At 68.9% G+C, this 14,257-nt stretch carries 8 protein-coding genes; 5 read left to right on the top strand and 3 right to left on the bottom strand.

Going from position 1 to position 14,257, the window contains the following annotated elements; all coding sequences use genetic code 11:
* Nucleotides 1–153 precede the first annotated feature (153 nt).
* Nucleotides 154–2,898: a BTAD domain-containing putative transcriptional regulator gene (locus ACQEVC_RS36555; RefSeq protein WP_432887335.1), complete on the bottom strand. Its 2,745-nt coding sequence runs from the start codon at nt 2,896–2,898 to the stop codon at nt 154–156.
* 848 nt (nt 2,899–3,746) lie between these two features.
* Here ACQEVC_RS36555 and ACQEVC_RS36550 point away from each other — a divergent pair.
* Genes ACQEVC_RS36550 through ACQEVC_RS36535 form a run of 4 tightly spaced genes read left to right on the top strand, consistent with a single transcriptional unit; the run spans nt 3,747 to nt 7,181 of the window.
* Entirely contained in the window at nt 3,747–4,298 is a 552-nt protein-coding gene (locus tag ACQEVC_RS36550; protein WP_432887332.1) for a MauE/DoxX family redox-associated membrane protein, read from the top strand.
* 2 nt (nt 4,299–4,300) lie between these two features.
* Nucleotides 4,301–4,861 (top strand): TlpA family protein disulfide reductase, encoded by a 561-nt coding sequence (locus ACQEVC_RS36545; protein WP_432887329.1) that lies wholly within the window; start codon nt 4,301–4,303, stop codon nt 4,859–4,861.
* 17 nt (nt 4,862–4,878) lie between these two features.
* On the top strand, nt 4,879–6,723 hold the full coding sequence (locus ACQEVC_RS36540) for an ABC transporter ATP-binding protein (RefSeq protein WP_432887326.1): 1,845 nt from the start codon (nt 4,879–4,881) through the stop codon (nt 6,721–6,723).
* The gene (locus ACQEVC_RS36535) at nt 6,720–7,181 is read left to right on the top strand and encodes a S26 family signal peptidase (protein ID WP_432887323.1); all 462 of its coding nucleotides are present in this window, start codon (nt 6,720–6,722) and stop codon (nt 7,179–7,181) included. Before ACQEVC_RS36540 ends, ACQEVC_RS36535 begins: the two co-directional genes overlap by 4 nt.
* 92 nt (nt 7,182–7,273) lie before the next feature.
* On the opposite strand, the gene ACQEVC_RS36530 is transcribed toward ACQEVC_RS36535, so the two are convergent.
* Nucleotides 7,274–9,622, bottom strand: coding sequence for a beta-L-arabinofuranosidase domain-containing protein (locus ACQEVC_RS36530; protein WP_432887320.1), 2,349 nt, complete (start codon nt 9,620–9,622; stop codon nt 7,274–7,276).
* A 690-nt stretch (nt 9,623–10,312) separates the two neighbouring features.
* On the opposite strand from ACQEVC_RS36530, the gene ACQEVC_RS36525 reads away from it, so the two are divergent.
* Nucleotides 10,313–12,412, top strand: a complete 2,100-nt coding sequence (locus ACQEVC_RS36525) for a family 43 glycosylhydrolase (RefSeq protein ID WP_432887317.1) — start codon at nt 10,313–10,315, stop codon at nt 12,410–12,412.
* A 449-nt stretch (nt 12,413–12,861) separates the two neighbouring features.
* Here ACQEVC_RS36525 and ACQEVC_RS36520 read toward each other — a convergent pair whose 3' ends face one another.
* Nucleotides 12,862–14,232, bottom strand: a complete 1,371-nt coding sequence (locus ACQEVC_RS36520) for a cellulose binding domain-containing protein (RefSeq protein ID WP_432887314.1) — start codon at nt 14,230–14,232, stop codon at nt 12,862–12,864.
* Between the last annotated feature and the right edge of the window lie 25 nt (nt 14,233–14,257).

Raw genomic sequence — 14,257 nt, 5'->3', positions numbered from 1 at the left:
TATCAACCGGAGCCGGGCGCACACGGCGACGATCGTTGCCCTGGACGTGGCCTGGTACGGCGCACCGCTTCGTGCCGCACGAGGATGACGTCAACTTCGCGAATGATCTCCCGCACCCTACGTCGAGACACGCGCATACGGCTGACCGGAGGATCAGCCCAGGCGTTGAAGACGGCGGCGGGCGTCCTCGGCCGCCGGGTCACCCAGATCGTCGTAGATCTGCGCCGCTCGCCGCCACGCGGCCGCCGCCCCGGACAGGTCGGCAGTCGCTTCCCGCGTTTCGCCGAGCCGAATGAGGGTCTCGGCCTCGTGGTACCGGTCTGCGGAGTCGCGGAATAGCTGGATCGCCTGTTCGTAGCAGCTCAGGGCCCGGGCGTGATCGCCGAGGCGGTCGTACGCGAAGCCGAGACTGTCCAGCGTCGCCGCCTGGCCGTTGCGGTCGCCGCTGCGCTTCTGCTGGGCGAGTGCCTCCATGCAGCTCTCGATGGCCCGGGCGTAGTCGCCCGTGCTGGCGTACAACCAACCGATCGCGTTCAGCGCCCGGGCTTCCCCGGAGCGGTTGCCGGCTAGCCGGTAGAGCCGGAGCGCTTCGCGGGCATGCGCGAGTGCCTCGTCCAGCCGGCCGAGCAGGTAGCAGAGTTCGCAATAGTTGTGCAGGGTCTGGGCCTGGCCGGTCGGATCGCCGAGGCGTTCGTGCAGATCGAGCGCGCGCGTCAGTCGGTACTCGGCGGTGTCGTGCTGGCCGAGTCGAGTGAACGCGCGGGCCAGCAGCCGGTTGGCCGCGGCCTGCCCGGCGACGTCGTCGATCTTCTCCGCGGCCGCGAGCGCGACCTCCTGGACGGCGAGTTGGTCCTGCCAGAAACCGAGCGGTGCGAGGAACGCGTTCAGCGTCCAGGCAATCTGCCAGGCGTACGCGTCGAATCCGGTCTCGGCGGCCTGGGAGACCAGGCGGAGCAGTACGCGGTGCTCTGCGGTGAACCAGGCGAGCGCGGTGTCGTGATCGGTGGCCGGGCTGCTCAGGTGAGTCGGCAGCGCTGGCAGCGGGTCGATGGGCGCCCATTGCGGCTGGAGTAGCAAGGCGGCTGGATAGGCGTTGTGTAGATAGTTGTCGTACAACCGGTGCCGGGCGGCCAGCCGTTCGTCGGCGTGTTCCGACGACTGCGCAAGCTCGGCCGCGTAGCCTCGAAGGAGGTCGTGGAAGGCGTACCGGCCTGGCACATGTTCTGTCAACAGGTGGAGCCGGGTCAGCTCACGCAGCGGCGGAACGACGGCCGGCACGGTCGTCCCGGCGAGTGCGGCGGCGGTGTCGGGGGTCAGGTCGGGGCCGGGATGCAGCCCCAGCAATCTGAACAGTCGTGCCGCGTCCCGGCTCAGAGCCAGGTACGACCACGAGAAGACACGCCGAGCATCCCCGTCGGCCAGGGCGTCCAGTCTCGCTTCGGCCGAATGCAGCTCGGCGGCGAAGGCATCGAGGGGGAACGAGGGGTGCGTGGCGACGCGGGCCGCCACCATCGACAGGGCGAGTGGAAGTCGACCGGTGGCGGCGATGATGCCGGCGACCGCGGCAGGTTCGGCGGCGAGTCGGTGGGAGCCGAGCCGGCCGGCCAGCAGGCTCATCGACTCCTCGGTGGTGAGTACGTCCAGCGTCAGGGGTGCGGCGCCCTCCGCGGCGACCAGGCCGCTGAGTCGGTCGCGGCTGGTGACCACGACCACACAACCGCCGGCACCGGGCAGCAGGGGGCGTACCTGGGCAGAGTCCCGTGCATTGTCGAGCACCACGAGCATCCGGCGAGAGGACAGCAGGCCACGGTAGAGCCCGGTGCGGGTCTCCACGCTCGACGGAATCTTGGCCTGGGGCACACCGAGCGCCTCAAGGAGGCCGAGCAGGGCGTCGGCCGGGGGCACCACGTCGGCTTCGTCGTACCCGCGAAGGTTCACGTAGAGCTGGCCGTCGGGGAAGTGCCCGGCCACCCGGTGTGCCCAGTGCAGCGCCAGGGCGGTCTTACCGACCCCGGCCATGCCGGACACCGCGGAGATGACCACCGTCGTCCGCCCTTGCGCCCCCTCGTCGAGGAGTGCGTCGAGGCTGGCGAGTTCGGCGCTGCGGCCGACGAATCCCGGCACCGCGAGAGGCAGTTGCTCGGGGCGTCCGCCGAGCGGGTCCGACAGTGCGACGTCGCGTACCGGCCTGTCCGGACCGGTCGCCGGTCCCGCAGCCAGGCTCGGGCGGTGGTGCAGGATGTCGTCGTGCAACTGGGTCAGCTGCGGCGCCGGGTCGAGACCGGTCTGGTCGGCCAGTACCTGCCGGGCCTGCCGGAAGGCGTCCAACGCGCCGGCCACGTCGCCGATGCGGTACAGGCCGAGCATCAGCTGACCCCACGCCCGTTGCCGCAACGGTTGCCGGTCGAGAAGGGCACGTAGCCGGTGGACCACCTCGGCCGCCGAGCCGAGCGCCAACATCGCCTCGGCGTAGTCCTCCTCGGCGACCATTCGCCGCTCCTCCAACTGCCCGACCCGCCGGGCCAGCAGTGGCCCCAGCGGCAGATCGGACAGCGCCGCCCCACGCCACATGCCGACGGCGGCGGCGAGCTCGGCCTCGGCCCGGGCCGCGTCTCCGGCGGCGAGAGCGTCCCGGCCACGGGACGCAGCGGCGTCGAACCGGTCCAGATCCCGCTCGTCGGGCCCCACCCGGGCCCGGTAGCCACCGGCCGCGGCGGAAATCCCCTCCCAGGACTCGCCGCCACCCAGCGATTGCCGCAACCCCCGCACGTAGGTACGCAGGTTAGCCGCCGCTGACGGGGGTGGGTTGTCGTCCCACAACACTGCGGCCAGCTCATCGGTGCCGACAACTTCGTTGGGCCGCAACAGGAGGGCCGCCAGCAGTAGACGCTGCTTCACCGAGCCCAGCGGAACCGGCCGACCGTCACGGGAGACGGTCAGCGGGCCAAGAAGGTCGAAACGCAAGAGCACCGTCCAGCTAGAGTTTCTGACAAGGTGATCTATGGGTGTTCCATCTCTTGCGGATGCCGATCTGCGATCTTCCGTCCTGAGGCGTGCTGAACAGCCGCCGTGGATCGTGCCGGACGAGCTGTGGCAGCGCATCGGGCCGTTGCTGCCCGAGTCCGAACGCGACCCACGGCATCCAGGACGAAAGCCGATCCCGGACCCGCAGGGGCGGTGCAAGATCCTGTTCGTGTCGCATACCGGATGATCACCGCGACGCTCGCTGACGAACTGTGGGACCCGCCCATCCCATCCCATCGCCAATGGGCCGACAACCCAACGAATCCGCGGAAATCCGAGGTTACCCCGTTCTGTCACCAGGGTGGCCAGCCGGACCAGGCAGGCGCCGGTCCGGTGGCAGGCGACGAGGACCAGGGAGGCGGGTGTGGAGGCGTGGGTCACTGTTGATCGGACGCGGTGTGGTGTACCGTCCCTCCTCGCCAAGATCACGACTGTGTATGGATCAGGAGCGAACATGGGGAGTGTCGTCCGACGGATGCAGGCGGTAGCTGACCGGCTGCTTGAGGTTGTGGTGCCTCGCGCCGATGCCCACGCCATCGACTGCTGGACCGAGTACAGGTGTATGACCCTCAACAACGTGCGGTACCGCTGGAGCCGGCGGTGCTGCTACTACGGGCCGAGTCGACCCATGAGCTGCACCTCATGGACCATCTTCTCGACAGAGGGCTGTTAGGACCGGCGCTGTCCGGAGCGGGGGACCAGGGCGTGGCGGGAGGCGGCCGGTGACGTATGTGGCAGTGGCCTGCCGTGCCCTGGTCTTCGGCGTCTTCTTGTGCTCGCTGATCAGCAAGCTTCGCGGTCCAGTGGCGTATTCGAGTTTTGTCGCGTCGGCTGGCGAGTTGTTGGGCCGGCCGCGACGCGGTGTGGCAGCGGCCGCGGCCGGTACGGTGATTGCCGAGGCTGCCGTGACGGTGCTGGTGGTGATTCCGGCGACGGCACCGACGGGCTTGGCACTGGCGGCAGCGCTCCTGGCGGCGTTCTCGGTCGCGGTCGTGCTGGCGATGAGGCGCGGCCAGCGGTCCCCGTGCCGGTGTTTCGGCGCATCGGAGACTCCACTCGGCGTCCCGCACGTGGTGCGCAACCTGCTGTTGGTTGTCGTGTGCCTGGTCGGCCTGGTGGCGACGACCGCGACGACGGACGGCAGCCGGCATCCCGCCGGCATCGCCGTGGCGCTCACCGTGGCCGCGGCGGTGTTGCCTTTCATATTGCGGCTCGATGACCTGGTGGCGTTGTTCCGCCCCACGTACCATCCCGGAAATACTCGGAGGAAATGACCATGCCCTTCGTCATCGCCGCCGTCGTCCTGCTTGGGGCGTTGTGCATGGTGAACCTGCTGTTGACGTTCGGGATACTGCGTCGGCTGCGCGAGCAGACCGCTGAGTTGAGCCGACTGTCCGGTGCCCTACCGCCCGGAATGCCCGCGCCGGAAGAGCTGGTGGGTACGCCGGTGCCGGCCTTTGCGGCGACCGCGATCGACGGTACACCGGTCACCCGGGACAGCCTGATGGGCCGACCGGGGTTGGTGGGATTCTTCTCCGCCGGGTGCGCGCCGTGCCACGAACAGGCACCCGTATTCGCCACGTGGTTGGCCGAGCAGGGCGACGACGCCACTGCCGCGGTCGCGGTCATCACCGACTCCGGTCCGGAAGCCGTTGAGCTGGCCACCTCGCTGAGCGGCAAGGCGACGGTGGTCGTCGAACCGGACGCTTTCACGGTGTCCCAGGCGTTCGGGGTACGGGGGTTCCCGACGTTTCTACGGGTCGATGCGGGCGGCGTCATCGCCGGTGCGGATGCCACGGTCCGCGGCGTGGTGGCGCAAGCGGCGGCCACGTCCTGACGGTGTCAGCTCCCGAGATGTCGGCGGCAGAGCCGGACAGCCCGCGGCGCCCGCTCCACGAGCTGGCGGGGGTGTGGCGGACGGCGTGGCGGGCCGGTCCGTGGTTGACCGTGTCGCAGGTGGTGACGACCGTGGCCAGCGGCCTGCTGCCGGCGACCACGGTGTGGCTGACCAAACTTGTGGTGGATGGGCTGGCAGCCGGTCGGGTCGAGGCGGCCGTCGGCGCCGGAGTGGGCCTGGCGGGGGCCGGTCTGGTCGCAGCGGTACTGCCGCAGCTGACCAGCTACCTGCAGGGTGAGCAGCAGCGGCGGATGGACCGCCTGATGCAGGACCAGCTGTACACCGCGGTGAACTCCTTCCAGGGGTTGTCCAGGTTCGAGGACCCTCGGTTCCTCGACCGGCTGCGAATGGCGACCGAGGCGACCGGTCCGGCGCTCAGCCCGCTCACGTCCGGCCTGCTCGGCATCGGCCGGGACGTGATCACGCTGGTCAGTCTGCTCGGCGCGCTGTACATCCTCAGCCCGGTGATGACCGCGGTCGTGGTGGTCGCGGCGGTGCCAGCGCTGCTGGCGGAGATCTCGCTGGCCAGGCAGCGGGTCGGGATGTACCTGGGCCTGTCACCGGCGATGCGGCGGCAGGCCTTCTACAGCCAGTTGATTACCGACGTCGGGGCCGCACAGGAGATCCGCCTGTTCGGCCTTGGTGACTTCTTCAAAGGTCGGCTGCTGCGAGGACTGCGCGAGGTGCAGGACGGGGAACGGCGGCTCGACCGCAAGGTGCTGCGTACCCAGTCACTGCTGGCGCTGCTGAGCGCGGTGGTCTCCGGGCTCGGCCTGGTCTGGGCGGTGCACAGCGCCACCACCGGCCGGCTGACGTTGGGCGACGTGACGGCATTCGTGGTGGCGGTCGGGGGTATCCAGGGATCGCTCATGGGCCTGGTCAGCGGCATCGCCAGCGGGCACCAGGCGCTGCTGATGGTCAGCCACCACTCCGCCGTACGCCGCCTCGGTGACGACCTGCCACCCGCACGCCGATCGGCACATCTCCCGCCGTTGCGGCAGGGCATCGAGGTGCGGGACGTGTGGTTCCGCTACCACGAGGACCATCCGTGGATCCTGCAGGGCGTCAGCCTGACCATCTCCCAGGGCCAGGCGGTCGCGCTGGTCGGGCTCAACGGCGCGGGCAAGAGTACCCTGGTCAAGCTGTTGTGCCGGTTCTACGACCCGGACCACGGCGCGATCCTCTGGGACGGTGTCGACATCCGTGAACTGCATCCGGCGCAGCTTCGGCGCCGGATGGGCGTGTTGTTCCAGGACTTCGTGTCGTACGACCTGAGCGCCGCCGAGAATATCGGGGTCGGTGACATCGACGCGGTAACCGACCGGCGGCGGGTCGAGGAGGCAGCCGGCGTAGCTGGCATCCACACCAATCTGGCCGCACTGCCGCGGGGCTACGACACGCTGCTCAGCCGCATCTTCTACCTCGAGGAGGAGAAGGACGACGCGGAAACTGGTGTAGTGCTGTCCGGCGGCCAGTGGCAGCGCCTGGCCTTGGCCCGGACGTTCATGCGTGACACGCGGGACCTGCTGATCCTCGACGAACCGAGCGCGGGCCTGGACGCAAAGGCCGAACACGAGATCCACCAGCGTCTCCGGACGCATCGTGCTGGCCGCACCAGCCTGCTCATCTCGCACCGGCTGGGCACGGTTCGGGACGCGGACGTCATCGTCGTGCTCGACGGCGGCCTGGTCGCCGAGCAGGGCAGCCACGACGAACTGATGGCCCTCGACGGCCGGTACGCGCAACTGTTCCGTACCCAGGCCAGTGGCTACGGCGCAACGGCGGTCGAGGAGATCCGATGATGACGCGGGCGGTGGTCAGCGCCGTGGTCGTGGCGGCCGCAACCGGTGGGGTGGCGGGGTGGTGGCTACGCCACACCTTTCTCGTCACCACAGTGGCCGGACGAAGCATGGTACCCACGTACACCGAGGGCGACCGGCTGCTGGTGCGGCGGGTACGACTGGCCACGGTCCGCCGGGGCGATGTCGTCGTCCTCGCCGACCGCGACCTGCCACGGCGTCCCGCCCGGTCGGCCGCGGCGCGACGCGATCCACCAGGCGAACTGCTGATCATCAAGCGTGCCGTGGCCGTACCGGGGGATCCCGTACCCGCCGGGGTACCCGTGCCCGACCGGGTCGTACCACCCGGCCGCTTGATCGTCCTCGGCGACAACGCCGACGCCAGCTACGACTCGAGGAATGCCGGCTACTACGCCGCGGACACGCTGATCGGTGTCGTTGTCCGCGGCATGCGGAGGTAGTCAGCACACCTGAGTCCGCGAAGCCGCTGCCGGTCAACGACGAGATCGACCGCCATCCGGGTCACTGCCGGGTGCCCGGCCGTCGCGGATGTTCAGGTGTTGCGGACGAGCCGCCAGCGGTTGTCGGCGCTGCCGTTGTCGGGGTCCTGCACGGCTTGCGCTCCCCAGTCCGTGGAGCCGTTGAGGATGCCGAGCAGCTTGCCGCTGTGCACGTTGCGGATCTTGTAGGTTCCGTCGCCCTGATCCAGGAGCGTCCACAGGTGGTCCGCGGTACCGCTGTCGGACCATTGCAGGACGCGGGCGTTGTCGGCGGTCGACATGTCCTGCACACCGAGGACCTTGCCGCTGTTGGCGTTGCGTAGCTTGATGGCGCTGCCCTCGGTGACGACCACCCAGTTGTGGTCGGCGGTGCCGGTGTCGCCCCACTGCACGGCGAGTCCGCCGTCGGCGGTGGACATGTCCTGGATGCCGAGGACCAGGCCCGTGCCGGCGTTAACCAGCCGGTGACTGACAGCAGCGGGGTCGCCGCCGTTGGTGCTCCAATAAACCGTGTAGTTGTGCCCGTGGGCGTCGTAGAAGGGACCCAGGTTGACCGTGCCGCCGTTCGCGGTGGCGGTGAAGGCCAGCGAAGTGCCGCTGGTCCGGGTGACCGACGAGACGGCGAGTGCCGGCAAGGCGCCCAGGGCGGTGTTGCCGTAGTTCCCGGAGAGCACGACCGGGCCGTAGGTGACCGCGGCGACGTTCGGGTTGTCGTTGGCGGCCTGCATGATGACCCGCATGGGCAGGCGGACGGTGATGGTGTCACCCGCGGCCCAGGTGCGGGTGACGGTGGCGTAGCTTCCCGGGGTGGTGGCGATGCTCTGCACCGTGCCGTTGACACTGATCGTCGCGCCGGTGGTCCAGGCCGGGATCCGTACCCGGATGCTCCACGAACCGCTCATCGTGCCGGACAGGGTGAGGGTGCTGGTGTCGCTGACGGGGTAGCCGGTGGTCTGGGTCACGGTGATACCGCGCTGGGTCCAGTTGAGCACCGATGGCATGAACAGGTTCACGGACAGCGTGGTGCCGTTGTAGAAGTAGACGGAGTCCATCAGCGCCGTGTTGACCTCGATGCCGGTGCCCTGGCAGCACCAGAAGGAGTTGTAGTCGGTGCTCCAGGTGCCGCCGCCCCACGCCGGACCCACGCCGCGTCGACCGCCCGGGTTGAGCGGGGTGAAGTAGGTGATGTGTCCGTGGCCGTCGGCCGGGTTCTGCGCCCCGATGATGTGGTTGAGCAGGGCGCGCTCGTAGAAGTCGAAGTACGCCGCCCGGTTGGGGTCCAGCAGCCACAGCTCCCGGGTCAGCTTGAGCATGTTGTAGGTGTTGCAGTGCTCGCAGGTGTCCTGCCGGAGGTACCCGGCGATGGCGTTCGGCGGGCGGAAGTGCTCGGCCTGGCTGTTTCCGCCGATCGCGTACGTGTGCGCGCCGACGCAGATGTTCCAGGCGTTGCCGGCGATGTCCCGGTAGCGGGTGGTACCGGTGGCCTTGTACTCCCGGGCGGCGCCCACCCACTTCGGGACCTGCGTGTTGGCGTGCAGCCCGTTGAGCTGGTCGGAGTTGGCCGCCAACGGGTTGAAAACGGCAGCGTGGTCGAACCGTTGCGCCGCGGTCAGCCAACGGCTGTCGCCGGTCTGCTGGTAGATGTCGGTGAGTACGGCGTTCATCCCGCCGAACTCGGTGCCGAGCATGTTCTGCATCTGGCTGGAGGTCAGCCGGCCGGTGCGCCAGTCGACCCAGCCGGCGAGCGCCAGGAGCACGTCGCGGGCCTGGTTGTTGCCGAGGTGCCGCCACACGTCGAGCAGGCCGGCCAGGGTCTTGTGGATGACGTAGTACGGCACGTTGCCGTTGCTCAACGTGCGCGCCTCGAGGGCGGTGAAGTCGGCCTCCGGGAAACCGGAGAGGTAACCGGTGTTGAAGCCGGCGGCGCCGTTGTTGGCCTGACACTTGGCGAGTTCGGCCACCATGTAGTTGGCCTTGTCCCGGCAGGTGGTGTCGCCGAGCACGGCGTACGCCTGCGCCCAGGCGGTCAGGAAGTGCCCCTGCATGTGCGTGCGGAAGGGGAACGACGGTGCGTCCCAGCCGCCGTTCGAGGCGGCGCCGTTGGTGGACAACCGGTGGTTGGCCCGGAAGTTGTAGAGCAGCCGGTCGACGTTGACGAAACGCAGGTAGCTCATCGTCCTGTTCTGGTTGTCCAGCCATCGGCTGTTGGTCAGCCGCACCTGACCCAGCTCGAACGGGTACGCGGAGACGCCGATGTCCGGCCGGACCGGGGGGAGTGCGGCGGCTGCCGGAGCACCAGCGAGTGCCGGCGCGGCGGCTGTGGTGGCACCGGCGGCTGTCGCGACGGTGGCGGCACCGGCAGCCTGCAACAGCAGGCGCCGGCTCATGGGGGGTAACGGCATGGTGGTTCTCCTGTAGCGCGGAGTGGCGGGCCGGGTGGGACGGCGGCCATTGGTCGGTCGAGGCGGGCGGTGAGCCGGGCCGGGCGGCAGATGCCCCCGGCCCGGCGGTGGTGACGGAAGCGCTAGGCGTGGTCGGGCGGCCGGCGATCCGGCGGTGCCGTCTGGACCGCTCAGACCGAGGTCGTTACCGGTAGAGGACGGGCAGACGTCTGATGTCATACGCAGACGTCGATGTGAGCGGTAACATACATCCTCCGGTGGCGCGCCGCAAGCGTGCTGTTGCCGGTACGACATAGAGCCGAAATCCGGGCAGAAACGTATAAGTGCGCCCCATGTGCGGTCTGGTCGCCGTATCCACCCTGCGCCCGGGAGCCCAGGGAACGTTCGTCGTCGGGGGGCGATAGTCGACGGCGGCAACCGCAGGAGGGAGCGATGGCCTGGCTGTACCGATTTTGCGGCGCCGCTACAACTTGACGGCGAGCGATGTTATCGCTCACAGTCGATGGGCGAAGGGTGACGTGAAGGTGGCTCACCGGGCGAGCCACCTCGTCGTAGCTCCGGGTGCTGCGTCAGGGCATCCGGACACCCTGTGAGCGTTCTAAATCAGACGGTGCGAGCGGGTCGCTCTCGCGCGCCGCGGTGCACCCGCCGGTCGGCGTCGGCCCGAGTATCGCCAATTGGAGGAAAATCATGGGTATTTTCGGCCGGTTCTCGCGGCCTGCGCCGCCGCGGTTAGGGTGGTCGCCGCGGGTTGTCGCCGTGGCGGCGGTGGCGGTGCTGGTGGGCGGTGGTGCCGTGGCGGTGGGTTCGGTGCCGGCTGCTGCGGCGACGGTGGACACCAGTGCCTGGTACGTGTTGGTCAACCGGAACAGTGGCAAGGCATTGGACGTGTACAACCTGGGCACCGGCGACGGTGCGCGGATCACGCAGTGGGCGCGGAATGACGGTAACCAGCAGCAGTGGCAGTTCGTGGACTCTGGTGGTGGTTACTACCGGTTGAAGTCGCGGCACTCGGGCAAGGTCCTGGACGTGTACAACTCCTCCACCGCGAACGGTGCCAGCATTGTGCAGTGGGCCGATCACAACGGGACCAACCAGCAGTTCCGGTTGGCTGACTCCGATGGCGGTTACGTGCGGTTGGTCAACCGGAACAGTAACCGGGTGGTGGAGGTGCAGAACGCCTCGACCGCCGATGGCGGAAACGTGGTGCAGTACGACGACTGGAACGGCGCCAACCAGCAGTGGCAGTTGGTCCGTGTCAACGGCGGCGGCAACCCCACCACACCGCCGCCCGGCGGCTCGTACGCGAACCCGGTGGTGTGGCAGGACTTCGCCGATGTCGAGGTCATCCGGGTGAACGACGTCTACTACATGACGGCCTCGACCATGCACTACTCCCCGGGCGCGCCGATCCTGCGTTCCTACGACCTGGTGAACTGGGAGTTCGCCGGCCACTCGGTGCCGAGCCTGGCCGAGTTCGAGAACAACGCCTACAGCCTGACCGGCGGACGGGCGTACGTGCGGGGCATCTGGGCCTCCACCCTTGGCCACCGGCGCAGCAACAACACCTTCTACTGGATCGGCTGTACCGAGTTCAACCGTACCTACGTCTACACCGCCAGCACGGCGGAGGGTCCCTGGACGAAGCGCTCCCGGATCAACAACTGTTACTACGACGCCGGCCTGCTCGTCGACGACAACGACACCATGTACGTCGCGTACGGCAACGGCGCGATCAGCGTCGCGCAGCTCTCCGCTGACGGTCTGTCCCAGGTCCGCGCGCAGCAGGTGTTCCAGACCCCGTCGAGCGTCGGCACCCTGGAAGGCGCCCGGTTCTACAAGCGCAACGGCAGCTACTACATCTGGCTCACCCGCCCCGCCAATGGTCAATACGTCCTCAAGGCCGACAACCCATGGGGCCCGTACGAGATGCGCCAGGTGCTGCTCGACATGCCAGGTCCGATCGCCGGTGGCGGCGTGCCCCACCAGGGCGGCCTCGTCCAGACCCAGAACGGCGCCTGGTACTACATGAGCTTTGTCGACGCCTACCCCGGCGGCCGGGTCCCCGCTCTCGCCCCGATCACCTGGAGCGGTGACGGCTGGCCCAGCATCCAGACCGTCAACGGCGGCTGGGGCGTCAGCTACCCCAACCCGCTGCCCACCCGGCAGGTCAAACCCCTCACCGGTTCCGACACCTTCACCGGTACGACCCTCGGGCCGCAGTACGAGTGGAACCACGTCCCCGACAACACCCGCTGGTCGCTCAACAGCGGCCTGCGCCTACAGACCGCCACCGTCACCAACGACCTCTACAGCGCCCGTAACACCCTGACCCACCGCATCCAGGGACCATCCTCGACCGCCACCATCGAGCTGGACTACTCCACCATGCGCGACGGCGACCGAACCGGCCTGGCCATGCTCCGGGACCAGTCAGCCTGGATCGGCGTCAAACGCGACAACGGCACCACCCGGGTGGTGATGACCGACGGCCTCACCATGGACAGCAGTTGGAACACCACCGGCACCGGCACCGAACGCGCGTCCGCCACCGTCTCCGGCGGCCGGATCTGGCTACGCGTCAACGCCGACATCCGACCCGGCAGCGGTCGACAGGCCCGCTTCTCCTACAGCACCAACGGCACCAGCTTCACCAGCCTCGGGCCGGCCTTCACCCTCAACAACGCCTGGCAGTTCTTCATGGGCTACCGCTTCGGCATCTTCAACCACGCTACCCAGGCACTCGGCGGCTCCGTCACCGTACGCCGATTCGACCTCACCACCCCATGATCGTTACCGCGCGCGAGTCCGGGCACCCCGCAACCATTCGCCGCACGGATCCGTCGACCGGAGGGTCGTCCGACGCGGGATCGCTGCCACCCCACCCGGGCGTTACCCTGCGGCGGCGCTCACTTGAGACAGCCGGTCGCGGACGGCCGGCACGATCCCGTGCGGCAGGACGGGCACCACTAGCGGCACGGCGAGCGACGCCCCGAGGTGGAGCGTACGCAGGTGTGTGCAGTCGGCGACGACGAGCGGGGCAAGGCACCGCGTGAGTTCGTGCGCCGCGAGCCGGTCCGGGCCGGGCCGTCAGCGCCCGGCCCACGGCTACCATTCGCCGACCGCCGCTGGGCGGGCCGGAAAGCCTCCGGAGACCGGCTCTCAGATCCGCGGAGCTCCGGCGAAAGGGTCTGGGGGTGGGGCCCGGTCGGGCTCCACCCCCAGGTCTCCGCTGACGGTCAGGCGAGGGCGCAGGCCGCGCCGTTGAGGGTGAATGAGGTTGGCCTGGAGGTGTTGCCGGTGTGGGTGGCCTGGAAGCCGATGCTGACCGATGCGTTGGCTGCGATGGCGGCGTTGTAGGAGACGTTCCTGGCCGTCACCTGTCCGGAGGCCGGTGAGTAGCTGGCGTTCCAGCTTGAGGTGATGGTCTGCCCGCTCGGCAGGGCGAAGACGAGAGACCAGCCGTTGATCGCGGTGGTGCTGGTGTTGGTGATGGTGATGCTCTCGGTCAGGCCCGTGTTCCACGCGTTCACGGTGCTGGTGACTCGGCAGGCGCCGGTGGAGGGCGGCGGTGTCGTCGGGCCCGGCGTCGGGGTGCTCGGGCCCGGCGTCGGCGTGCTCGGGCCCGGCGTCGGCGTGCTCTGGAACTGGGTGAAGAACGTCCAGGTCTCCTGGGGGAGCCAGGGCGCGTTGGAGCCGGCGTCCTGCGGTGTGGGGGTGTGGCCTCCGTCGAACGCGTACCAGGCAACCGGGTGTCCGGCCGAGCATCCCGAGTAGTGGAATTCGGTGTGCCTGCCGCTGCCCTGTGCCGGCTCGGGCGGGCTTGCCGCGGTGCAGCCGTTGTTCCTGACGAACCTGTCGCGCATCGCTCGTCCGCCGGAGATGCTGAGTACGTTGTCACTGAGCCCGTGCGCCTGAAGGTAGGCGATGGGCTGGGTGCCGCCGTTGCATCCACTGATCACGCCACCCGCGTAGATCGCGACCGCGCGGAAGACGTCTGCCCGGGCACACGCCAGCGCGTAGCTCATCCCGCCGCCGTAGCTGAACCCCAGGGAGAACAACTGTGCCGTGTCGACACAGAGAGCATTTCCGATCGTCTGGATCATGTTGTCGGTGAAGGTCACGTCCTCACCGCCGGAGTTGGCCCAGCCGTTGTTGAGGCCTTCGGGGGCGACGAAGATCGTGCTGTTGTTCGACAGCGGCAGGAGCCCGTAGTAGCTCTGGCTCACGACGGAGTTGGCGTTGCCGCCCAACCAGTGGAATCCGAATACCAGTCGGTAGGGGCGGCTGTTGTCGTAGTTGTCGGGGATCCTCAGGACGAAGCTACGAGTCTTCCCGCCGCTCTGTATGGAATGCGTGCCGCTGGTCAGTGTTGGTGTCCGACCGCATCCGGCGGTGGACGCGAAGACGCCGACGCCGGTGTCCAGCGTGGTTGCCCCCGCCTCTCTCGGCGCGGCTGCACCCGACGGCATCGCGGCCGCTAACAGCACCGCGACGGCCGCGGCGGCCGCGGCGCCCGACAGCGACAGGATCGTCGCACGACCTCGGCGAGTTGCTCGCTCAGTCACCTTTCCTCCTCCAGGTTGCAATCTCACCGCGGCGCCCGGCACTTCGGCAGACCGGGTCAGCGCGGGC

Source organism: Plantactinospora sp. CA-294935 (assembly GCF_050936445.1).
GTDB lineage: Bacteria > Actinomycetota > Actinomycetes > Mycobacteriales > Micromonosporaceae > Plantactinospora.
The sequence above is the reverse complement of the archived record's forward strand: the minus strand, read 5'-3'. Positions and strand labels throughout refer to the sequence as shown.

What these genes read in the sequence shown, in the direction of transcription:
- ACQEVC_RS36535 (WP_432887323.1), top strand. Translation starts at nt 6,720, where the DNA reads ATGATGACGCGGGCGGTGGTCAGCGCCGTGGTCGTGGCGGCCGCAACC.
- ACQEVC_RS36545 (WP_432887329.1), top strand. Translation starts at nt 4,301, where the DNA reads ATGCCCTTCGTCATCGCCGCCGTCGTCCTGCTTGGGGCGTTGTGCATG.
- ACQEVC_RS36540 (WP_432887326.1), top strand. Translation starts at nt 4,879, where the DNA reads ATGTCGGCGGCAGAGCCGGACAGCCCGCGGCGCCCGCTCCACGAGCTG.
- ACQEVC_RS36525 (WP_432887317.1), top strand. Translation starts at nt 10,313, where the DNA reads ATGGGTATTTTCGGCCGGTTCTCGCGGCCTGCGCCGCCGCGGTTAGGG.
- ACQEVC_RS36530 (WP_432887320.1), bottom strand. Translation starts at nt 9,622, where the DNA reads ATGCCGTTACCCCCCATGAGCCGGCGCCTGCTGTTGCAGGCTGCCGGT.